Here is a 20,781-nt window from a genome sequence, read left to right as displayed (position 1 = left end):
CTAAATATCCAGGTTTGCGTAACTTGAGTTAGACTCAATGAATTCACGGCGAGGTTCAACTTCCTCACCCATACATACGCTGAAAATTTTATCTGCAGCAATTGCGTCTGGAATTGTTACAACGCGCATTTTGCGGTGGGCAGGATCCATTGTTGTTTCCCAAAGCTGTTTTCCGTCCATTTCACCAAGACCTTTATATCGCTGAACTTCAGCCTTATTTCTCTGCTCTCCAAGAGCATCCAGAGCGGCATCACGTTCTGCATCACTGTAACAGTAAACAGGATCTTTCTTTCCAAGCTGTACGCGGAAAAGAGGAGGCATAGCAAGATAAACATAACCGTTTTCAATTAGCTGCGGCATATAGCGGAAGAAGAAAGTCAAAAGCAGAGTACGGATATGTGAACCGTCGACATCGGCATCGGCCATGATGATGATTTTGTGATAGCGCAGTTTGTCTATATTGAAATCTTTTCCAAAACCCGCACCCAAAGATGCAATTACAGGTTCAAGCTTATCGTTGTTCATTACCTTTTCAGGACGAACCTTTTCAACGTTAAGCATTTTTCCCCAGAGAGGAAGAATAGCCTGAGTTTTTGGATCGCGGCCTTTCTTTGCAGAACCACCCGCAGAATCTCCTTCGACTATGTAAACTTCACAGAGTTCAGGATTTTTCAAAGAACAGTCAGAAAGTTTTTCAGGAAGACCAAAGCCGTCGCTCATTGTCTTTTTGCGCATATTGTCTTTTGCCTTGCGGGCTGCAATACGTGCCTTGGCTTCATCAATTCCCTTTTTAAGAATTGCTTCCAGAGCATTTGGATTCTGTTCAAAATAAACTGTCAGCTTTTCCTTAAGAATCTGATCTACAATTGTTCTTACTTCTGTGTTTCCAAGCTTTTCCTTTGTCTGACCTTCAAATTCAGGTTCAGGAACCTTCATGGAAATTACGGCTGTAAGACCGGAGCTCAAATCTTCATAAGTAAGCTTTTCGTCCTTATCAATCAACTTTTTAAGCTTTTCATTTGATTCAAAGAATTTATTCAATACAAAACGAATGGCAGATTTAAATCCTTCAAGATGAGTACCACCATCACGGGTATTAATGTCGTTTACAAAAGTATGAATGTTTTCTGCAAAAGAATTGTTGTATTGAATTGAAACTTCTGTAATTACATCATTGCTTTCTTCGTTGATGTAAATTGGATCTTCAGGAACAACTCCCTTACCCTTATTCAATTCCTTTACAAACTCGTTTATACCGCCTTCAAATTTGAGAATTTCTTCCTTTGGATTTTCCAGGCGTTCGTCGCGGAAAATAATCACAATACCGCTGTTCAAAAAAGCCAGCTCTCGGAGACGGGTCTTTAAAACATCAAAATCATACTGAGTCGTTTCTGTAAAAATTGTCTTGTCAGCCTTCCAGCGGATTGTAGTTCCGTGCTCATCAGATTCACCGATAGTTTCAACCTTAGTTTTTGGAACACCAATTTCAAAACGCTGGCGGTAAATATGTCCGTCACGTTTTACGGTTGCTTCCATCCAGTCAGAAAGAGCGTTTACGCAGGAAACACCTACACCGTGCAAACCACCCGAAACTTTATAAGAACCCTTATCAAACTTACCGCCGGCATGAAGTCGGGTCAAAACAAGTTCAAGGGCACTTACGTGCTCGGTAGGATGCATATCAACAGGAATACCGCGTCCGTTATCTTCAACGCGTACAATATCGTTCTGTTCAAGGGCAACTGTAATCTGAGTACAATATCCAGCCATTGCCTCATCGATTGAGTTATCAACTACTTCATAAACAAGGTGATGAAGTCCACGTGGTCCGGTAGAACCAATGTACATACCCGGGCGCTTTCGGACTGCTTCAAGTCCTTTCAAAACCTGGATATTACCAGCATCATAACTATTAGCCATTACTTTTTCCTTTGTATGATTTTTTCAGCTGTTTGCCGTGTATAAAATACTATATATATGAGAATTTCATTATATTAAATTTTATAACAACTTTCTATAACTAATGCTTGTTAGGTTTAATAATTTGCTTGAAGAAATTGATGTTCTTTAAGATAATAAAAGAATGTCAAAAAATATGTATCAGGAAGCATGGAATTATGCTTTAGAAGAACTCCACAATCAGTATATTTCTGAAGATAGAGAGAACGAGTTTATTTTTAATTTTAACATAAATTACGTAAGTGATGAGAATAATGTAATTACAGTTTGCGTTCCTTCTCCATTTATGAAAAATCAGGTTACTTCAAAGGGGTCTCTGGAAATTATTCAGAATAAACTTCGTGAAGTAACAGGATTAAATGATTTAACTTTAGACTGCATTGTAAATAAGGATTTTAAATCAGCTGAAATTCCTTCGGATGATGATAAGGAAGGGTCTAAAGCTGCGGAATCCTCATCAGCGCTAACCCAATCTAAACCTCAGTCAGCCACCGTATCCAATTCTAAAATCGAAAATGAAAATAATTCGCCAAAGCAGACTCCAGTAAAAAAACATCCTCAGCTTAGCGAAAACTTTATTTTTGAAAACTTCATTCCCGGTGATAACTCTATGTTTGCCTACAATGCAGCAATTTCTGTAGCAAAAGAACCGGGAAAAGCCCGCAACCCTATTTTGTTTTACGGCGGTTCAGGTCTGGGAAAAACTCACCTTATGCAGGCAATCGGAAACTACATTTATAATCAGAATCCAAAACTTAAAATCTGCTACATTTCTGCAGAAAGTTTTACAAATGAATTTACCGATTCCATCCGTACTAAAAAAACTCAGGAATTTAAAAATAAATACCGCGGACTTGATATTCTTCTTCTGGACGATATTCACTTCCTACAGGGAAAGGAACAGACACAGGAAGAGCTCTTCTATACCTTTAATGCTCTTTTTGAAAAGAAGGCTCAGATGGTATTTACCTGCGACCGTCCTATTCGTGAAATTAAAAACATGGCAGACCGCCTTGTAAGCCGTTTGAACAATGGTTTAAGTATTGATATTCAGATTCCAAAGTTTGAAAACCGCTATGCAATCCTTCAGAAAAAAATTGAACTTCAGGGAAAGCAGCTAAGTCCGGAAATTATTGAATACATTGCTAAAAATATTGAAACTAACGTCCGCGAACTTGAATCAGCTTTGACTACAGTATTCAGTTACGAAGAGCTTACCGGCCGTCCTCTTGATTTGGATTCTGTAAAAACACTTTTGCACGACCTTATTCAGACAAATAATGCAGAAAATATTTCTCTGGAAATTATTCAGAAGGTTGTAGCAGACGCTTATCAAATTTCTGTTACAGATTTGAAGGGTAAAAAGAAAGATAAAAAGTACGTTATTCCACGCCAGATTTCAATTTATATGGCACGTGAGATGACAGAAATGTCTTTTATGGAACTTGGAAACGAATACAGCGGAAAAGATCATTCTACAATTATGTACGCCTACAAAAAAATTGCAGATTTGATGAAAACAGATCCAAGCCTGGAAAGCAGAATTGAAAATCTTATGAGGGAAGTTAAAGAGTATAAAAAGTAGAAAAATTGTGCATAACTTAATTTTTAAAGTGGATAAACTAACGAATATTAAGTAAAATGTGGAAAAGTGGAAAAAATGTGATTTAAAGTCTTTTACTAATCTACATTTTAAAACCTTAATTTATAAAGAATTAAATTGGTTATCCACAATATAAACAGGGCTTATTATTACTATTACTAAATTTATAAATTTTAATAATTATTAAGCTCATTGAATTTGTATAAAAAGTAAAAGGAGACTTTAAATAAAATGAGATTTACATTCGATCGCGATGCAATGATTAAGGAAATCGCAATTGCTCAGGAAGTTATTACAAATAAAAGTCCTGTTTCAATTCTTTCAAATATTCTGTTGATTGCAGAAAACAATTCTTTAGTAATTAAAGCTACTGATTCAACAATGAAATTTACTACTACAGTTCCAGTAGAAATTCAGCAGGAAGGAAGAACTACAATTTACTGTGATAAGTTTATGCAGATTCTTTCTCAATCTCCTGCAGGTGAAATTGAATTTGTTCAGGAAGATATTAAAGTTACAATTAAGCCTGTAGCTAAAAAAGTAAAATTCGAACTTAAGAGTCAGACAAGCGATAAATTCCCAGAAATAGGAACTTCTGAAAATCTTCCTTTCTTTGAAATTTCTTCAAAAGATTTTAAGGAAATGATTCAGCATACAATTTTCGCAGTTTCTGATGATAAGAACCGCTACTTCATGACTGGTTCTTACTTTTTGAAAAATGGTGAAAATCTTACTATGGTAGCAACTGACGGTCGTCGTCTTTCTTGTGTAAATAAACCTGCATACGAAACTGGTGATTTTACTCCTGCAATCATCCCTGTTAAAATTCTTTCTTGTATTCTTAAAAATGCTCCTGAAGAAGGAAACATTCAGATTGCAGTTGTTGATAAATCAATTTTTGTAAAATTTGCAAATCACGAATTCTCTTCAGTTTTGATTGACGGTCAGTTCCCTAACTATCAGAAAGTAATTCCAGAAGGACTTACTCAGTCAATTATGGTAAACAAGGCTGATCTTGATGCAGCTCTTAAACGTACAACTATCATGGTTGATAAAAAAGTAAGCCGCATTATCTTTAAGATTTCTTCAGGTGTTCTTAAACTTATTTCTCCAGAATCTGATACTGGTGCTGCTGATGAGGAAATTCCATGCCGTTACGACGGTCAGGATATTTCTATGGCTTTGAACTACACTTACGTTACAGATCCTCTTAAAGTAATTGAATCTGAAAACGTAGTATTTGATTTTAATGTGAATGAAGAAGCTGGTGGCGAAGCAAGTATTACAAAAGCTGTAATTATGAGAAGCGAACCGGCTGGTGACTACATCCACGTAATCATGCCGATGAACTACTAGATTATGTCCTTCCCGTGCTCGACACGGGAATCTATTTGCAGATTATCGGGTCAAGCCCGATAATGACACAAAGATTTTATGCCTTTTTTATATCAGACATTTTATAACTTCCGTAATCTTAAAAATGACACTATAGACCTTTCTAACCGGGAGGTCTATTTTGTTGGAGAAAACGGACAGGGTAAAAGTAACATTCTGGAATCTCTTTATTATGCGGCTTATGGAATAAGTTTTAGAACTCATGTTGACGGTCAGATTGTAAAAAATGGCGAAAAAAATTTTAGTGTTAATTCCTTATATAACAAAGAAAACAGTGACACTCAAAAAGTTGCAGTAATTTTTGAAGACAACAAAAAGCGCATAGAAAAAAACGGAAAAAGAATTCACGACAGAAAGGAACTTATAAACACAATTCCCTGTATTTTGTTCTGTCATGATGATTTGAGGTTTGCGACCGGTGAGCCTGAATGTCGCCGTTTTTTTATTGACCAGTCGCTTACGATGTACGATTCAACTTACATCGACGATATGCGCAATTACAAAAAAATTTTAAAGAGCCGCAATCAGATTTTAAAGAATCACGAATACGAAATGCTTGATGTTTACGATTCTCAGCTGGCTCAGCTTGGACTTGTAATTCAGGATAAGCGTAAAAAAGCGGTCTTCCAGTTTAATCAGATTTTTGGAAAAATTTACGAAGAAATTGCAGGTATTCAGGGGCTCATAATTTCTTACGATCCTTCCTGGAAAGAGATTCAGACAGAAGACGGAAAGCGCTTCCCTACCCCATCGGATATTTGCAATCTGCTTGGAGAAAAACGCGAAAATGATAAATATCTGGAAACTACAATGAGCGGTCCGCACCGCGACAGAATTAATTTTGTTCTTGATAAAAAACTCTTTGTTCCGGTTGCATCAACTGGTCAGTGCCGCCTGATTTCGCTGCTGCTACGGGTTGCCCAGTCAGTTTATTTTACGCGGACAACGGGTCTAAAGCCCGTGCTTTTGATGGACGACGTTCTTCTGGAACTTGATCCGAACAAACGTGCAAAACTTACAGCAATGCTTCCAGAATACGACCAGCTTTTCTGTACATTTTTGCCGGGCGAACCTTACGAGCGCTACATGAAAGAAACTACAAAAATCTATAAAATTGAAAACGGAGAATGGCATGAGTGATTTTAATATTGTAAACGCTGCAGATATAATTTCCGCCGTAACCGATTTTTCAAAACGCGATGACAATGACTTGGGCTGCGTATGGACAAAAGTAGTTTCAAAAATCGGATATAAAGAAGGCGTTACAGATTCCGAAAATAATTTTATTGGAAGACGCCTGGCTTCAAATTCAAAAGTTGTAGATTTGAAGAACGGTGTTGTTCTTGTGGAAACAAATCATTCTGGATGGATTCAGTATTTAAGAATGTACCAGAATTTTATTTTGAAGGGATTAAAATGGGCATTACCAGACCTTAAAATCTCTTCTCTTGCATTCAGGGTGCGAGGTACAGAAGCAAGTTTAAGCGACGTTTACGAAAATCATCTGGAAAAAGCAAAAGTCTTTATGGACCAGAAGATTGAAAAAACGGAGAAGGAACTTGAAAATAAGTTTGCCCAGAATTCATCGTCAGAAAAAAAAGATAAAAATTCGGCAAATTCCGGCAAACTTCCGCAAGATTTGTTCAAAATTTTGGAAAACATGAAAAATGACATGTTGACCAATTAAAAAAATAAATGATATATTTTATTACTATTTTTATATCATAATAGAAATCTTTTTTTTAAATTATATAAGGAGCATGTTCCATGAAAAGAACTTATCAACCAAGCAAAGTAAAGCGTAATAGAAAATTCGGTTTCCGCGCTCGTATGGCTACAAAAGGTGGACGTAAAGTTTTGGCTCGCCGCCGTGCTAAGGGTCGCGCAAAATTGTCTGTTGCAGACGAGCACAACAAGTACTAATTTTTAGGGATGGAAACAGATTTAATAGAAACAGGATTTTTTGGACGTTTCGAACGAAAAGAGCGGATAAAAAATCCTGTGGATTTTAAAACGCTGTTTAAAACTGGAAAAAAGATAAGTATTCCGGGAGCTAAATTATTTTTCTTGGAAAATAATCTTGGAATGAACAGAGTTGGTTTTCCTTTAATTCGTGGCTACGGTAACGCGGTTGAAAGGAACTTATCAAAAAGATACAGCCGAGAAGTCTATCGTTTATTTAAATCACATCTGAACACCGGTTATGATATGTTATTTTTAATCTATCCCGGAAATGATTCGTTCCACTCGCGATGTGATCAAATTCGTCAATTGTGTCAAAAGGCAGGATTAATTCGGGAATAACTATGAAAAATTTACTGTCTAAATTTTTCTGTTCTCTTATTCGTGCTTATCAAATTTGTATTTCTCCTTTGCATCCGCCGTGCTGCAGGTTCACCCCGACGTGTTCTGAGTACGCAATGGAAGCAATTAAAAAATATGGACCAGGTAAGGGTCTTGTTCTTTCAGTTAAGCGAATTTTAAGATGCAATCCGTATTGCAAAGGCGGTTACGACCCGGTTCCTTAGGTGACAAAGAATGGATAAAAATACTATTTGGGCTATTGCCCTTTCTACTCTGGTAATTATTGGTGCTTTTGTTATTCAGCCGATGCTTTTTCCTCAGAATCAGCAGATTGTTCCTGAAAATCAGACAGCACAGATTGAAGAGACAGCCGGCACAGAGACTCCGGATTCTTCAATGTATGATGTAAATGTAATTTCTGCAGCTGATTCAGAAGAACAAGTTGAAGAAAAAACTTTTACAGTAAAAACAGATAAAGTTGAAGTTATTTTTACAAACAAGGGTGGAGACATCCTCAGCTACAAGCTTTTAGATCATAATGACATTGATACTAAAGATTTTGTTCAGCTTTCTGACAACATCACTGATTACAACAGAACTTGTTCTCTTGCAATCGGAAGTGCTGATGCAGCAATTTTGAACGAAACTTTCAATACAGAAGTGATTGATGAAAACACAATCCTTTTCAAACGTTCCCTCACTTACGACGGACGCAAAATCACACTTGGTAAAAAATATACTTTCAAACCTGGTGAATATCTTTACCGCCTGGACATCTTAGTTCACTGTGATGACAACTACGGTCTTAACAGAAACGGTATTGCCTACACTCTCCGCACATCCCCACAGATTGGTCCTAAATACGATCCTAAAAAGAACCGCTACGAAAACCGCCAGTTTGTAACTTACAACGGCACAAAATATAAGCGTGTAATTTTGGGAACAAATCAGTTTAAGGCTTATGACAAAGACATCAACTGGGTGGGAATTGCCGGAAAATACTTTGTTGAACTTGTAATTCCAAACGATACAACTACCATTGCAGACAGCTGGTATTCATCAAAAGTTGAAACTGGAAATTATGCAAACGCTCAGGCATTTGTAGAACGCGCAGCTTTCAGCGGAAGTGACATGCAGGACACTTACTACATGTACTTTGGTCCTCGCAACGACAAGGATTTGAAGCGTTACAATGTTGCTGAAAATAACGCATGGAAGTTTGGCGGTCACAAAATTTCTGACTGTGTTCAGTCGAGCGGATGGCTTAACTGGCTTGAAGCTATTTTGAAAATTGCTATGGAACTTTTGAACAAGGTAATCCATAACTGGGGCGTTACAATCATTGTTCTTACAATCATCCTTAAGATTCTGCTCTTCCCTCTTTCTAAAAATCAGTCGATGGGAACTTTGAAGATGCAGGCAATTCAGCCAAGAATGCAGGCTATTCAGGAAAAATACAAGAACGATCAGACCCGCATGCAGATGGAAGTACAGAAACTCTACAAGGAAGCCGGTTACAATCCTGTAAGCGGATGTCTTCCAATGCTTTTCCAGTTCCTGATTTTGTTCGCTATGTATAACCTCTTCAACAACTACTTTGAGTTCCGCGGAGCTATGTTCATTCCAAATTGGATACCAGATCTTTCAACAGGTGATTCAATTTTTACTTGGGAAAAGAATATTCCTATCATTTCAACTTTCACATTCAATCATTTCAGATTACTTCCAATTATCTATGTAATTTCTCAGCTTTTGTTCGGAAAAATTACTCAGTCTTTCCAGCCAATGGGAGCTAATCAGAGTCAGGCAAGCATGAAGATGATGATGTACGGTATGCCTCTCTTCTTCTTCTTTATTTTCTACAATGCACCTGCAGGACTTATCCTTTACTGGACTGTAAGTAACGTATTCTCACTTTTCCAGCAGATTATTATCAACAAGATGATGGCTGAAAAGAGAGCTGAGATTGCGGCTTCAGTTAATAAAAAGATTGGAAAGAAGTAATTTGTAAACCTAAAAATTGCTTTCGCAATTTTTTTAACGGTTTGCTATTGAACAGAGCGCACCAGTGCGCTCACACACCTTTGCTTAACTTCCGCTTCGCGGAAGTTGTTGCAATGTATTAAAGACATCTATTTTAGGAGATATAAAATGACTTACGAGTACGAGGGAAAAACAGAAAAAGAAGCTATTGAGCTTGCTGCAAGCGAACTCAATCTTGAGAGAGATCAGTTTGATGTTGAAATTTTGGAAACACAGAAAAACAGCCTTTTCAAAAAAGGATATGTAAAAATCCGCGTTCACACTCTGGACGACGATGATGACGATAAAGGTTCTTACAAAAAGGATTTCAGCGAAAATCACACAAGAATCGTTGCTGACCCTCTTCCACAGGGCGAATTCGAGCAGAAGCTTGTAGAATTCATTTCTTCTATCGTTGAAAAAATGGGTTACGATATTAAAGTTTCAGTTTCTTACCGCGAAGAAAAGAAAATTGGTGTACGCCTTGAATCATCACATTCTTCAATTTTGATTGGCCGCAAGGGAAAGAATCTGGACGCTCTTCAGCTGCTTGTAAACATTTACGCAGGCCGCCTTGGTCACGAAGAAGTTCGCGTAATTTTGGATACAGAAAACTACCGCATCCGCCGCGAGGAAACTCTGGTTCGCCTTGCCTACACAACTGCCGACAAGGTTCGCTCATCACACAAATCAATTTTGCTTGAGCCGATGAATCCTTTCGAGCGCCGCCTTATTCACACAACTCTGAACGATATCCCTGATGTAGACACAAAGAGCGAAGGCGAAGGTGTTTACAAACAGGTAAGAGTTCTTTATAAGGGAATTCGTTAACCTTTTGATGAATTGAGTGTTATTTAAGTAAAAATATGTCATTCCCGTGCCAAACACGGGAATCTTTTTTATAGACAGATTATCGGGTCAAGCCCGATAATGACATAATTTCAGGAGGAGAAATGAAAAAACTTATTTCATTAGCGATTGCTGCAGGGCTTTCTGCCTGCCTTTTTGCTGAGTTGAATCTTAAGAATCTGGTCAATCCAAAGTATTATGACGAGCTGATTTCTAAGGGACAGGTTACTGTTGTTCACGATGATGAAAAAGATGCGGGAACTGTGCTTTTTCCGAACGATGCTACAAAAGATATTTTTGTAAAAAATGCGATTAAAAAGGATCCGAAAGGTTATTCTTATTTCCACGAGTGTCTTTTTTACAAAAATAAGGCTGATTTGAAAAAATCCGGTGATGTAAGTCTGGATGAAATTGGAAAGATTATCCGCTCGGTTTCTAAAATGCAGGGTATGACTTACGTTGACAAAAACGGTAAGGAAAAGGTTCTTTATGACAAGGCCTTTATGATTGCAAGTCCTGATAATACTGCTCCGATTGCTGATAAAAACACAGGTAATGCGGACGGTCAGGTTTCTTACAGCCTTCAGAATGATACAAAATTCGGTGTGTGTCGTTACAAAATCAACTATTATCAGACTGCTGATACTTTCTATACAATGCTGAACAATCTTGATGATTATAAATCGCTTGGCGTTGTTGGAATTCCTGCTCAGAGACTGAATTTTACTGTAGTTGCCTTTGACTGTGGCGAGGGCATTCTTGTTTATTTGAGCGCTGATGCTGACTGTAAAAAGGTTCCTACAATCAAAACTCAGGTTCCTGAATCTATGGGTCAGCGAATCGGGGCAATTTACAACTGGTTTATCAAACAGTTCTAGGCAAAATTAGTGAGGGGAATATGAAAGCAATTAAAAAAATAATTTTAGGAATAACATTCGGAAGTTTGATGATGGGCGGGCTTTTTGCTGCTCCTAAGGCTTCTAATAAGGGGAACGCAATGGACGTATTAAATGGAAAAGAAGGTATTTTTGCTGTAATCGATACTGACGGCGGCGAAATTGTATTGAACTTGTTTTACAAAGAAACACCTATGACTGTAACTAACTTTGTTGGTCTGGCAGAGGGAACTTTGGATGCAGCTAAGGGAAAGCCTTTTTATGATGGTTTGAAATTCCACCGTGTTATCAGCAAGGCTAACGGCGACGGTCAGGACTTTATGATTCAGGGCGGTGACCCTAAAGGTAACGGAACTGGTGGTCCTGGATACAAGTTCATCGATGAATTTGTTGACGGTTTGACTTTTGATAAGGGCGGAAAGCTTGCAATGGCTAACAGCGGTGCTAACACAAACGGCAGCCAGTTCTTTATTACAATCGTTCCAACTGAATGGCTCAACTACAAGCACACAATTTTTGGTGAAGTTCTTGCGGGCCAGGATGTTGTAAATGCTCTTAAACAGGGCGCAACAATGAAATCTGTAAAAATTATCCGCCAGGGTGATGAAGCTAAGAAATTCAGCGCTACTCAGGCTGATTTTGACAAGCTGCAGAAGGAAGTTGCTAAGGCTAACGAAGAGCGCGAAGCAAAAAAATGGGCTGAAGTAATTGACGGTTGTACAAAACATGCAAGCGGTGTTTACTACAAGGTTCTGGAAGAAGGTAAAGGCGCTGTTGCAGGAAAAGGTAAGAATGTTTCTGTTGATTACAAAGGCTACCTTACAGACGGTCAGATTTTTGATGCATCACGCGGTTTCCATCCACAGGGACACGAGCCTCTTGATTTTAAGACAAACGGCGGTCAGATGATTCCTGGTTTTGATATGATGGTTCAGGAAATGAAGGTTGGCGAAACCCGCAAAATGGTAATTCCACCGGAGCTGGCTTACGGTTCTCGCGGTATTCCACAGGCTGGAATTCCTGGCGGTGCTTACATCTGCTTTGATGTAAAATTGCTTTCTGCAAAATAAGCTTGCATATAAGTAAAGTCGTAATACAATGATTTTAGGGCTGTCCAAAGGGGCAGCCATTTTTTATAATACAAGAAAAAAGCGAGGAAAACTATGCCACACATTACAATTCAGATGTACCCTGGCCGCGATGACCAGACAAAAAAGAGACTTGCAGATGCAATTCTGGAAACAGCTTCAAAAGAACTTGCCCGCGGTAAAGAGCATTTTTCTGTAAGCATCGTTGATGTTCCCCAGGATGAATGGAAAGCAAAGGTTTACGACAAAGTTCTGTCAGACAAAAACACAATCATCCAGCCTGGATATAAGATGTAACTTCCGGGTGGAAGAAAGGAAATTTGAATGATAAAAGTTTACTGTTATGACCGCTGTTCGACTTGTAAGAAGGCTCTGGCTTGGCTGGATTCTAACAACATAAACTATGAAAAGATTGATATTAAAGGTCAGCATCCAGATGAAGCGACTTTGAGGGAGCTTCATAAAAAGTCTGGACTTCAGCTGAAAAGATTTTTTAACACAAGTGGAATTCTCTACCGCGAAATGCAGCTTTCTTCAAAACTTCCTGTAATGAGTGAAGACGAACAGTTTGTCCTACTTGCAACTGACGGAATGCTTGTAAAGCGACCGCTGCTTGTTACAGATGACGCTGTAATTCCGGGATTTAAGGAAGTGGATTGGAAGAAGGAACTAAGTATCTGACTGTAAAATATAGAAAAGGAAGAAATGAATACATTAAAAATACACGGAATTTACAAGCATTTTAAAGGTAATCTTTATATTGTTGAAGATGTTGCGCTTCATTCGGAAACAAAAGAGGAATATGTTGTTTACAGAAGGCTTTATGATGATTGTTCTCTCTGGATTCGTCCAAAAGAAATGTTTTTAAGCGAAGTAGACCATGTGAAATATCCTTATGTGAAGCAAAAATACCGTTTTGAGCTTCAAAATATTGACGCTAAGAATAAATAGTAATAATTTTAACTATCTAGTATTTTAGGGGCTGTAGCTCACCTGGCTAGAGCGTTTGAATGGCATTCAAAAGGTAGTGGGTTCAAGTCCCATCAGCTCCATTAATAATTTTGAACACTTTTACTTGTAACAAGCGAAGGTTGCGACACACGCCCTTATTCTTACTTATAACAAAAAATAACTATTTTTTATGGTAGTTGAAAAAATCGGGGAAAAACTTTATAGTAACGGCATGACTAATCAAGAAGAGTTTATTTCTGAATTTTTGGATGAAGACACAGTTAAGGCGCTACCGAAGTTTATTGCTGAGCCGGATAATTTTTATGAGGCTGCGGATGCGATTGCGGTTGCGTTTGGGGCAGAAAAAGGCTTTTCCAAGATGCCGGAAGACGGCGTAAATAAACTTGTAATCAGTTTTAAAAATAATCTTACACTTCTTATTCAGAAAACATGGGTTGAAAAATCTGATATTGCTTTGAAGGATGAGCTTTTGTATCGTCTGGAAAAATTTATTACTGAAGACGGCTGGAAGGACAGCTACGAACTTTTCCGCAATATTATTAATCAGGCTGTTTTCCTTATGTTTGGTCAGTCTACTGACTCTCCTGATTTTGCTGAATACACTATGCGTATTGATCCGGAATTTGGTATTTTCTGGTGGTATATTTCTAACCTTCCTCCCAAAACTGAATGGTCTGAAGAAAAATCCCGGATTGCAATGATGGTGGGAATGTATTTCCTTGCCAACTACTAATTTTGATAGTTAGATGAGAATGCCGGGGCTGAAAAAGTTCCGGCGTTTTTTTTAGGAGTCAGTATGGATATAAAAAAAGTTTGCGAAGGATTGAGGGCGTCGAGTCAGAAGCTGGCGATGCAGAATGCCTGTGAGAAAAATGCGGCTTTGTGTGCTGTGGCTGATGCTCTGGATAAAAACCGGGCTTCGATTATTGCGGCTAACGATGTGGATGTGAAGAATGCGAGGGCTGCCGGAATTTCTGAATCGGTTATTGACCGCCTGATGCTGAATGACAAGAGGATTGACGGCATTGTTGCAAGCCTTCGCGAGGTTATCGCTCAGACTGATCCTGTTGGCGAAGAGGTTGCCGGCTGGATGACTCCTAACGGAATGTCTATTCGTCAGGTGCGTGTGCCGCTTGGTGTTGTGGCTATCATTTACGAAAACCGCCCGAATGTTACTGTTGATGCTTTTAGTCTTGCCTATAAGAGTGGAAATGCGATTTTGCTTCGCGGTTCTTATTCATCATATAATTCTAATAAAGAGATTGTCCGCGTGATTAAGGGAGCGCTGTCTGGTGTTGCCGGCGGTCTTCCTGAATCAATTGAGCTGGTTGAGGTTCGTGAGCACGACCACAGCGATGTTGACCAGATTTTGAATGCGGTTGGCTTGATTGACGTTTGTTTGCCGCGCGGAGGAAAAAAGCTTATTCAGAATGTGGTACAGAATGCGCGCGTTCCGGTGATTGAAACTGGCAGCGGTGTGTGTCACTTGTACGTTGACAGCGAGGGTGACCTTGATATGGCTTGCCGTGTGGCTGAAAATGCTAAAATTCAGCGACCTAGCGTTTGTAATGCGATTGAATGTATTGTAGTTCACAATAAGATTGCGGCTGACTTTTTGCCAAAGCTGGAAGCAACTTTTGCGGGTCGTGTAAAGCTTCATGCGGATGAAAGGGCGATAAAGTATCTGAAGGACGCTGTTCCTGCAACGGAAGCGGATTTTGGAAATGAATATCTTGATTATGAGTGCTGCGTAAAGGTTGTTGATTCGATTGAAGAAGCAATCAGCTATATTAATGCGCATAATACAAAGCACAGCGAAAGCATTATTTCTGAAAGTCGGGCTAATACACGTTTGTTCCAGGCTATGATTGATGCAAGCTGTGTGTATGTGAACGCAAGTACACGCTTTACAGACGGCGGCGAGTTCGGATTTGGAGCAGAACTGGGTATCAGTACACAGAAGCTTCATGTGCGTGGGCCGATGGGAATTAAGGTTTTGACAACGACAAAGTATTTAATCGATGGAGAGGGTCAAATTAGATAGTCAACTTTACGAAGTAAAGTTGATGTGCAGCCGAGGAAAAATAGCGTTGTAGTGACGATTAAAAAGGCTGCACAAGGGAAGGACAGATAAGATGAGTGAAAAAATTGCTGAAGTAATTAAAGGGTCGCGAAAAATTGTTATAAAGATTGGTTCGAATACGCTGGCACTGCCGGATGGAACTCAGAATACGGAGTTTATGGCTAGTTTTGCGGCTCAGTGCGCGGAACTGATTAAGCAGGGAAAGCAGATTATTCTTGTGTCTTCGGGGGCGCAGGTTGCCGGAGTTTCTACCACTAAGGAATGGGCGCGAAAAAAGGACGTTCATTATCGTCAGGCGCTCTGTTCGATTGGGCAGGTGGAGCTGATGCATCAGTGGAGAAAGGCTTTTCAGAAGCAAGGACTTCATATCGGGCAGCTGCTTTTGACTAAGGATGATTTTAAGAACGAGCACCGCTCACTTAATATCCGTAATACGCTTTTTACTCTTGTTGATGAGGGTGTTGTTCCTATTATCAATGAAAACGACAGCGTAAGCTTTGATGAAATAAAAATCGGTGATAACGATAACCTGAGCGCTCTGACTGCGATTTTGTGGAGTGCGGATCTGCTGATTTTGTTCAGCGACATTGACGGCGTTTATTCGGATAATCCTAAGACTAACCCGGATGCTAAGCTGGTTGATGAGGTTACTTCGATTCCGGAACTTCGTAAAGAGATTAAAATCGGCGATACTAATGCCTTTGGAACTGGTGGAATGGAGACTAAGCTTCAGGCGGCTGAAAAGGTTACGGCTTACGGAATTCACATGCTGCTGGCAAACGGCTCCAAGGACGAGGTTCTGATGAAACTGGCAGACGGCAGTTCTAACGGAACGATTTTTCTTGCGGAATAGGATGATGAAATACAAACGAAGTCTTTTTGGAAAAGTTGTTCCCAAAAATGAAGATAGAAATCGTATAAAACGCAGTCTGGAGCATAACCCGGATCCTTACACTGAAAGAAATATAATTCAACTTCATGGTCTTGTTGGAGTTCTTTTTGTATGGTGTATTTATATTCTTTTGGATATGCTTTTTGGAATTGAAATCCAAGTTCCGAAAGGAAATGCTTTTTTGGCATTTTTATGGGTTATGGGAATACCGGTACTTTTTGGCGTAATTAAAGTAAAAATTATTGATAAGTTTTTGGACACTTTTGATTACAGAATCAAATGGTTTTTTATGATTTTTGTTTTTGTACTGTTTGCAGCGCTGATTGTAATTTTGGTGAAATCAAAATAAGATAAAAAAAGAAGAAGGACAGCTTCTTCGCTCAGGGGGCTTAAAATGAAAGCAAAAATTTCTTGTATTGGTACTGGTGCTATGGGCGGTGCGATTATGCGCGCAGTTTGTAAAAAGTTTGATGCCTGGAATGTGGCTGTGACAAGCAAAAATCCGGAGCACGCAAAGGCATTTGCTGAAGAAAACGGCTGTAAGAGCTTTGAAAAAAATACTGATGCTGTAAAAGATTCAAAATATGTTTTTATCGGCGTAAAACCTGTAATGGTAGAAGCCGTACTTAAAGAAATTGCCCCTGCCCTTTCTAAGGATGCCCTTGTAATTTCAATGGCAGCAGGAATGTCGATTGAAAAACTTGAAGGCTTCGTAAAGGGCGTTCGCTTTGTAAGAATTATGCCTAATGTTCCGGCTCAGATTGGTCAGGCAATGACAGCCCTCAGCTGCGGTTCGAATATCAGCGAAGAAGAGCTTGCCGAAGTGAAAGTCATTCTGGAAGCGGCTGGTAAAGTTGAACAGGTGCCGGAAAAACTGATGGACTGTGTTACTGCCGTAAGCGGTTCAGGCCCGGCTTTTGTATTTATGTTCATTGAAGCTCTTGCCGACGCTGCCGTAAAGTGCGGAATGCCACGCAGCCAGGCTTATATTTATGCAGCCCAGACTGTGAAGGGCTCGGCTGAACTGGTGCTGGAAAGTGGAAAGCATCCGGCTGTATTGAAGGATTCTGTTTGTTCGCCGGGCGGAACTACAATCGATGGTGTAGCGGCTCTGGAGAACAAGGGATTGCGTGACGCAGTGATTTCGGCAGTTGTTGCGGCTTATGATAAGTCGTCTAGTATGGGGAAATAGATTATAGGCGCTAGCCAAATAATGACAGGTGAATAGTAAGAAAGGTGATGACAAAAATGTCATCACCTTTTTTTATGCCTCTATCTTTTTTGGTTTGCCGGTCAGAAGGATGCGGAGGTTTAGTTTGATGTAAGCGCAGATTTCGCGGGAATAGGCGTCTAAGAGTTTGATGGCCGGGGTGCGAGAGCCTAGGCCTGTGGTGCGGGTAAAGCCCATGCGGCGGGCAAGATGCTGTGATCGGGCCAGATGGAAGAAGCTTGTTACGATAAGTACGTCACTGTTTAGAATTTGCGACTGCGGACAGTTGTAATATTCTGAAAGGACTTTGCAGCTGTACTGAAAGTTCTGGATTGTGTCGCGGGCATTTGGTTCAATGAGAATTCTGTCTGCTTCAAGTCCTTGATTTATCAGATATTCTTTTGTAGCGGGTGCTTCTGCCGGGAGGTTTTTAAGTGCGCCTCCTGTTGTAATTAAAATGGCATTTGGATTGCTTTTCATGTAATCCATGGCGGTTTTGCAGCGGGCTTTAACTGCATCCGGGAGTTGACCGTTTTTATCGATTCCGCCGCCAAGCAGGATTACGATATTTGCATTCGGGGTTTTTGCGATGGCAGGATGACGGATAAAATAAAGGTTGATAGCGGAAATCGTTATTCCTGCCCCAAAAATGACCATGAATGACACTTTTTGCCACTTTTTTAATGCAAACCAGAAGGATTTCTGATGATTTTTGCGATAGGTTGAAAGGAAAATTAGCAGTGCGCCAAGAAATAGCCAGATATTGCTGAAAGAATACAATTCACTGAGAAGAGTTCCTGGATTTATAAAGTGCAAAATCATGCAGTAGATGATGAAAAGTTCGCCAAGAATAAATTCTGAAAGATAGATGATTTTTGATTTATTAAAGTTCATGGGGAAATTTTATATCTTTTTGAGGATGACGTCAAAGGATAGCACTAAGAATCCTTTTTCGACAGATCCCAGTTATGCTTGGGATAACGTCCCTTCATTTCCTTGCAGATTTGAGGCCAGGTAGATGACCAGAAGTTTTCCAGGTCGTCGGTGATTTGCAGGGGGCGCTGGGCTGGGGAAAGTAAACGGAATAGGACTTTCATGCCGGCGATTTTTGGGGTGACGGTGACGCCGAAGGCACGCTGGATTATGATTTCGATGACCGGACGAAGAACGAGTTTTGTTTTGTCTTCCGGGGATGCCAGGCTTTCGTATTTTACTTTGGCGCGGTTTCCGTTCTGCAGGGTGATTTGAGTTGGAACGGTGGTGTCTATATTTTGATAGGTGAAATACCAGGTCAGGGCGTTATATACCATTTCGGCTGTGAGGTTTGTGCCGGTGATAAAGGGTAAAAGCCATTTTTCAGGTGAGTCCGTAAGTTCAGTGATTTTTTGAGAAAGCTCTGCATCATCAGGATTTTGCTGGGCCAGGAAGTTCAGGCGTTCTAAGAAGGAAGTGATTTTTGCCTCCTGTGGAAGCGCAGGAATACCTTTTGAGCGGATTTCTGTCAGCCAGGCTTGGGCGTAATCTTCCTTTGATGACGGAAGCTTTTTGGATGACAAAACGAGTTCGCCATAAGCGAGGTTTTCAGTCTTTATGATTTTTCCGTTTTCGAAGCGGCAGCTCTGACTTGTGCTGGCGTGAGCATAAAGCCAGTTTTCTGCGGCCTCTGTGTCGAGTTCTTCAAAGTCAAAAATTAGGCCTTCTGTCTGACCGGCCATAACTTCTGGGGCAAGTATCCATTTTGAAGAGGTGTGCTTAGAATTATGGATAACCGCTTTACGGCCGCTGGGGAACTGATATTCCGGGATTGGAGTTCCGTCCGGAGATTTTTTCATTTCTGATAAACGAAGGGCGATTCTGTCAGGGAATCCTGAAAGCAGCAAAATTGGCGAGTTTTTTTGATTAAAATCGGCTGAATTTGAGCAAATTTTCTGAAAATCTGTGAAATTCTGGCAAATTTTTGAGAATTTTTGTTCAAAATTTCGCAAAAACTGCGACTGAATATTAGCCGGACTTTGCGAATATTGACCGTATTTTATGAGAAATTCTGCGGCATTTTTAGCTAAGACTGGCGATTTTGATGAGTTATTTTTATCAAATCCTGTCATTCCATCGATGCCAATGCAGGCTAATCTTACGGAAATTCCAAGCTGTAATGTCGCCTTCCCGCGCGGCAGAATGTGATTTTTATCATCAATACAGCCTAAGCTTTTCAGCAATTCGGCGGCACTTTTCCAGGCATTTGGCTGCGGGGAATCCAGCCAGACGATTTTTGAAAGATCGTAAATGCCGCGGTCGCAGCATTCAAGAACCAGCTGAGTCAAATCAGTGCGGAGAATTTCGGGCTGCAGGGATTTGGCGCGAACGTCAAACTTGTTCCATAAACGGATGCATTTTCCAGGGCCTTCTCGGCCGGCGCGGCCTGTCCTCTGTGCGGCTGAAAATTCACTTTCATTTTCGGTTACGAGGTTTTCCATGCCGGTGGAAAGATTTATGCGGTTGACGCGGGAAAGTCCTGAGTCGATGACGACGCTGACGCCAGGAACGGTGAGCGAAGTTTCTGCGATTGCGGAAGATAAAATAACGCGGGTAATTCCGGCTGGCGGCGGTGTGAGAATGTGCTTCTGCTCGGAAAAAGAAATTGACGAATGAAGGACGCAAAGTTCGACGTCTGAGCGGCCAGTTAGTTCGGCGGTCAGATTTGCCTGCACTTTACGGATTTCTGAAATGCCGGGAAGAAAAACTAAAATGCTGATGGGGTCATCTTTTGCCGCTTGCCCCGGGGCACTGCCGGCCGGGTTGTGACTGATACGTTGGAGTTGGCCTAAAACTACGCTTTCGCAAGAAAGCTTATCATCATAAATAATATCAACCGGGAAAGTGCGGCCCGGGATTTCAAGGACAGGGGCACCGCCGAGAAAATCAGCAATTTTTTTGCTTTCGATTGTAGCCGACATTATGATGACAAAAAGGTCGTCGCGGAGTTCCATGGCCTCGCGTAAAAAAGCAAGAGCAAGGTCGGTGTTTACGGAGCGCTCGTGAAACTCGTCGAGGACAACAAGATTTACGCCTTCAAGGGCCGGGTCAGACTGAAGCATGCGGATTAAAATGGCCTCGGTCATCACTTCAAGGCGGGTCTGAGGGGAAACGCGGTTTTCAAGGTGGATACGGTAGCCGACGGTGGAGCCGGTCTGCTGGCCCAGGAGTTCTGAAACGCGGTTAGTGACGCCGACAACCGCAAGACGACGCGGCTCTGTCATAAGGATTTTTCCCGGGGCGGAAGGGGCACTGGCGGTGGCAGTTGAACTTCCCGCGGAGTTGTTGCCCCCTTCCCCGCCCGCGAATGCCTGCAAAAGTGCCAGCGGCAATACGGTAGACTTTCCCGCACCAGTTTCTGCCGTCAAAACCAACGCCCGGGAAGGCGACGCTTTCAAAGTTGAGCAGATTTCTTCAAGATGTGCAGTTATTGGAAATTTTGAAATGGATTCGGGAAAAGTCATGCTGAAATTAT

At 40.6% G+C, this 20,781-nt stretch carries 22 protein-coding genes and 1 tRNA gene; 20 read left to right on the top strand and 3 right to left on the bottom strand.

Annotated features, from left to right (window positions below; translation table 11 throughout):
• Nucleotides 1-1,920, bottom strand: coding sequence for a DNA topoisomerase (ATP-hydrolyzing) subunit B (gene gyrB, locus T530_RS0106520; RefSeq protein ID WP_027728316.1), 1,920 nt, complete (start codon nucleotides 1,918-1,920; stop codon nucleotides 1-3).
• A gap of 163 nt (nucleotides 1,921-2,083) precedes the next feature.
• Between gyrB and dnaA the strand changes: the two genes are divergently transcribed.
• The 20 genes from dnaA (at nucleotide 2,084) to proC (ending at nucleotide 17,255) form a co-directional block, all read left to right on the top strand.
• On the top strand, nucleotides 2,084-3,544 hold the full coding sequence (dnaA, locus tag T530_RS0106515; protein WP_027728315.1) for a chromosomal replication initiator protein DnaA: 1,461 nt from the start codon (nucleotides 2,084-2,086) through the stop codon (nucleotides 3,542-3,544).
• Between the two features lie 249 nt (nucleotides 3,545-3,793).
• Nucleotides 3,794-4,918: a DNA polymerase III subunit beta gene (gene dnaN / locus T530_RS0106510; RefSeq protein WP_027728314.1), complete on the top strand. Its 1,125-nt coding sequence runs from the start codon at nucleotides 3,794-3,796 to the stop codon at nucleotides 4,916-4,918.
• 78 nt (nucleotides 4,919-4,996) lie between these two features.
• A complete protein-coding gene (locus T530_RS0106505) occupies nucleotides 4,997-6,097 on the top strand; it encodes a DNA replication/repair protein RecF (RefSeq protein WP_027728313.1) in 1,101 nt (366 codons plus the stop codon).
• Complete coding sequence (locus tag T530_RS0106500) at nucleotides 6,090-6,644, top strand: DciA family protein (RefSeq protein ID WP_027728312.1); 555 nt, start codon at nucleotides 6,090-6,092, stop codon at nucleotides 6,642-6,644. The genes T530_RS0106505 and T530_RS0106500 overlap by 8 nt, the downstream gene beginning before the upstream one ends.
• An 80-nt stretch (nucleotides 6,645-6,724) precedes the next feature.
• Nucleotides 6,725-6,880: a 50S ribosomal protein L34 gene (gene rpmH / locus T530_RS0106495; protein ID WP_009107591.1), complete on the top strand. Its 156-nt coding sequence runs from the start codon at nucleotides 6,725-6,727 to the stop codon at nucleotides 6,878-6,880.
• A gap of 9 nt (nucleotides 6,881-6,889) precedes the next feature.
• The gene (gene rnpA, locus T530_RS0106490; protein ID WP_027728311.1) at nucleotides 6,890-7,261 is read left to right on the top strand and encodes a ribonuclease P protein component; all 372 of its coding nucleotides are present in this window, start codon (nucleotides 6,890-6,892) and stop codon (nucleotides 7,259-7,261) included.
• A 2-nt stretch (nucleotides 7,262-7,263) separates the two neighbouring features.
• Nucleotides 7,264-7,485, top strand: coding sequence for a membrane protein insertion efficiency factor YidD (yidD, locus tag T530_RS0106485; RefSeq protein ID WP_038073912.1), 222 nt, complete (start codon nucleotides 7,264-7,266; stop codon nucleotides 7,483-7,485).
• A gap of 10 nt (nucleotides 7,486-7,495) precedes the next feature.
• Nucleotides 7,496-9,265, top strand: coding sequence for a membrane protein insertase YidC (gene yidC, locus T530_RS0106480; RefSeq protein WP_027728309.1), 1,770 nt, complete (start codon nucleotides 7,496-7,498; stop codon nucleotides 9,263-9,265).
• Between the two features lie 147 nt (nucleotides 9,266-9,412).
• The gene (jag, locus tag T530_RS0106475) at nucleotides 9,413-10,114 is read left to right on the top strand and encodes an RNA-binding cell elongation regulator Jag/EloR (RefSeq protein ID WP_027728308.1); all 702 of its coding nucleotides are present in this window, start codon (nucleotides 9,413-9,415) and stop codon (nucleotides 10,112-10,114) included.
• A 122-nt stretch (nucleotides 10,115-10,236) separates the two neighbouring features.
• On the top strand, nucleotides 10,237-11,010 hold the full coding sequence (locus tag T530_RS0106470) for a DUF6675 family protein (protein ID WP_027728307.1): 774 nt from the start codon (nucleotides 10,237-10,239) through the stop codon (nucleotides 11,008-11,010).
• A gap of 20 nt (nucleotides 11,011-11,030) precedes the next feature.
• Nucleotides 11,031-12,098 carry a peptidylprolyl isomerase gene (locus T530_RS0106465; protein WP_027728306.1) on the top strand — a complete coding sequence of 356 codons (1,068 nt, stop codon included), beginning with the start codon at nucleotides 11,031-11,033 and terminating at the stop codon, nucleotides 12,096-12,098.
• A 93-nt stretch (nucleotides 12,099-12,191) separates the two neighbouring features.
• Nucleotides 12,192-12,413: a tautomerase family protein gene (locus tag T530_RS0106460; RefSeq protein ID WP_027728305.1), complete on the top strand. Its 222-nt coding sequence runs from the start codon at nucleotides 12,192-12,194 to the stop codon at nucleotides 12,411-12,413.
• 27 nt (nucleotides 12,414-12,440) lie between these two features.
• The gene (locus T530_RS0106455; protein ID WP_027728304.1) at nucleotides 12,441-12,797 is read left to right on the top strand and encodes an arsenate reductase family protein; all 357 of its coding nucleotides are present in this window, start codon (nucleotides 12,441-12,443) and stop codon (nucleotides 12,795-12,797) included.
• A gap of 24 nt (nucleotides 12,798-12,821) precedes the next feature.
• On the top strand, nucleotides 12,822-13,067 hold the full coding sequence (locus T530_RS0106450) for a DUF1653 domain-containing protein (protein WP_027728303.1): 246 nt from the start codon (nucleotides 12,822-12,824) through the stop codon (nucleotides 13,065-13,067).
• 27 nt (nucleotides 13,068-13,094) lie between these two features.
• A tRNA-Ala gene (locus tag T530_RS0106445) sits at nucleotides 13,095-13,168 on the top strand.
• Between the two features lie 131 nt (nucleotides 13,169-13,299).
• Nucleotides 13,300-13,821 (top strand): hypothetical protein, encoded by a 522-nt coding sequence (locus tag T530_RS0106440; protein ID WP_027728302.1) that lies wholly within the window; start codon nucleotides 13,300-13,302, stop codon nucleotides 13,819-13,821.
• A gap of 63 nt (nucleotides 13,822-13,884) precedes the next feature.
• Nucleotides 13,885-15,132, top strand: a complete 1,248-nt coding sequence (locus tag T530_RS0106435) for a glutamate-5-semialdehyde dehydrogenase (RefSeq protein ID WP_027728301.1) — start codon at nucleotides 13,885-13,887, stop codon at nucleotides 15,130-15,132.
• Nucleotides 15,133-15,223: 91 nt separating this feature from the next.
• Entirely contained in the window at nucleotides 15,224-16,024 is an 801-nt protein-coding gene (gene proB, locus T530_RS0106430; protein ID WP_027728300.1) for a glutamate 5-kinase, read from the top strand.
• Between the two features lie 4 nt (nucleotides 16,025-16,028).
• Nucleotides 16,029-16,412 carry a hypothetical protein gene (locus T530_RS0106425; RefSeq protein ID WP_215904673.1) on the top strand — a complete coding sequence of 128 codons (384 nt, stop codon included), beginning with the start codon at nucleotides 16,029-16,031 and terminating at the stop codon, nucleotides 16,410-16,412.
• A 45-nt stretch (nucleotides 16,413-16,457) separates the two neighbouring features.
• Nucleotides 16,458-17,255, top strand: a complete 798-nt coding sequence (proC, locus tag T530_RS0106420; protein WP_027728298.1) for a pyrroline-5-carboxylate reductase — start codon at nucleotides 16,458-16,460, stop codon at nucleotides 17,253-17,255.
• A gap of 72 nt (nucleotides 17,256-17,327) precedes the next feature.
• Here the strand turns inward: proC and T530_RS0106415 are convergent, their stop codons facing one another.
• Together T530_RS0106415 and hrpB are read right to left on the bottom strand one after the other, a co-directional pair.
• A complete protein-coding gene (locus tag T530_RS0106415) occupies nucleotides 17,328-18,167 on the bottom strand; it encodes a YdcF family protein (protein WP_027728297.1) in 840 nt (279 codons plus the stop codon).
• Nucleotides 18,168-18,211: 44 nt separating this feature from the next.
• Nucleotides 18,212-20,770 (bottom strand): ATP-dependent helicase HrpB, encoded by a 2,559-nt coding sequence (gene hrpB, locus T530_RS0106410; RefSeq protein WP_027728296.1) that lies wholly within the window; start codon nucleotides 20,768-20,770, stop codon nucleotides 18,212-18,214.
• Between the last annotated feature and the right edge of the window lie 11 nt (nucleotides 20,771-20,781).

Origin of the sequence: Treponema sp. C6A8 (assembly GCF_000619925.1) — a bacterium.
GTDB lineage: Bacteria > Spirochaetota > Spirochaetia > Treponematales > Treponemataceae > Treponema_D.
The sequence above is the reverse complement of the archived record's forward strand: the minus strand, read 5'-3'. Positions and strand labels throughout refer to the sequence as shown.

Coding starts and splice junctions, on each gene's coding strand:
- gyrB (WP_027728316.1), bottom strand. CDS start 1,920: ATGGCTAATAGTTATGATGCTGGTAATATCCAGGTTTTGAAAGGACTT.
- dnaA (WP_027728315.1), top strand. CDS start 2,084: ATGTCAAAAAATATGTATCAGGAAGCATGGAATTATGCTTTAGAAGAA.
- dnaN (WP_027728314.1), top strand. CDS start 3,794: ATGAGATTTACATTCGATCGCGATGCAATGATTAAGGAAATCGCAATT.
- T530_RS0106505 (WP_027728313.1), top strand. CDS start 4,997: ATGCCTTTTTTATATCAGACATTTTATAACTTCCGTAATCTTAAAAAT.
- T530_RS0106500 (WP_027728312.1), top strand. CDS start 6,090: ATGAGTGATTTTAATATTGTAAACGCTGCAGATATAATTTCCGCCGTA.
- rpmH (WP_009107591.1), top strand. CDS start 6,725: ATGAAAAGAACTTATCAACCAAGCAAAGTAAAGCGTAATAGAAAATTC.
- rnpA (WP_027728311.1), top strand. CDS start 6,890: ATGGAAACAGATTTAATAGAAACAGGATTTTTTGGACGTTTCGAACGA.
- yidD (WP_038073912.1), top strand. CDS start 7,264: ATGAAAAATTTACTGTCTAAATTTTTCTGTTCTCTTATTCGTGCTTAT.
- yidC (WP_027728309.1), top strand. CDS start 7,496: ATGGATAAAAATACTATTTGGGCTATTGCCCTTTCTACTCTGGTAATT.
- jag (WP_027728308.1), top strand. CDS start 9,413: ATGACTTACGAGTACGAGGGAAAAACAGAAAAAGAAGCTATTGAGCTT.
- T530_RS0106470 (WP_027728307.1), top strand. CDS start 10,237: ATGAAAAAACTTATTTCATTAGCGATTGCTGCAGGGCTTTCTGCCTGC.
- T530_RS0106465 (WP_027728306.1), top strand. CDS start 11,031: ATGAAAGCAATTAAAAAAATAATTTTAGGAATAACATTCGGAAGTTTG.
- T530_RS0106460 (WP_027728305.1), top strand. CDS start 12,192: ATGCCACACATTACAATTCAGATGTACCCTGGCCGCGATGACCAGACA.
- T530_RS0106455 (WP_027728304.1), top strand. CDS start 12,441: ATGATAAAAGTTTACTGTTATGACCGCTGTTCGACTTGTAAGAAGGCT.
- T530_RS0106450 (WP_027728303.1), top strand. CDS start 12,822: ATGAATACATTAAAAATACACGGAATTTACAAGCATTTTAAAGGTAAT.
- T530_RS0106440 (WP_027728302.1), top strand. CDS start 13,300: ATGACTAATCAAGAAGAGTTTATTTCTGAATTTTTGGATGAAGACACA.
- T530_RS0106435 (WP_027728301.1), top strand. CDS start 13,885: ATGGATATAAAAAAAGTTTGCGAAGGATTGAGGGCGTCGAGTCAGAAG.
- proB (WP_027728300.1), top strand. CDS start 15,224: ATGAGTGAAAAAATTGCTGAAGTAATTAAAGGGTCGCGAAAAATTGTT.
- T530_RS0106425 (WP_215904673.1), top strand. CDS start 16,029: ATGAAATACAAACGAAGTCTTTTTGGAAAAGTTGTTCCCAAAAATGAA.
- proC (WP_027728298.1), top strand. CDS start 16,458: ATGAAAGCAAAAATTTCTTGTATTGGTACTGGTGCTATGGGCGGTGCG.
- T530_RS0106415 (WP_027728297.1), bottom strand. CDS start 18,167: ATGAACTTTAATAAATCAAAAATCATCTATCTTTCAGAATTTATTCTT.
- hrpB (WP_027728296.1), bottom strand. CDS start 20,770: ATGACTTTTCCCGAATCCATTTCAAAATTTCCAATAACTGCACATCTT.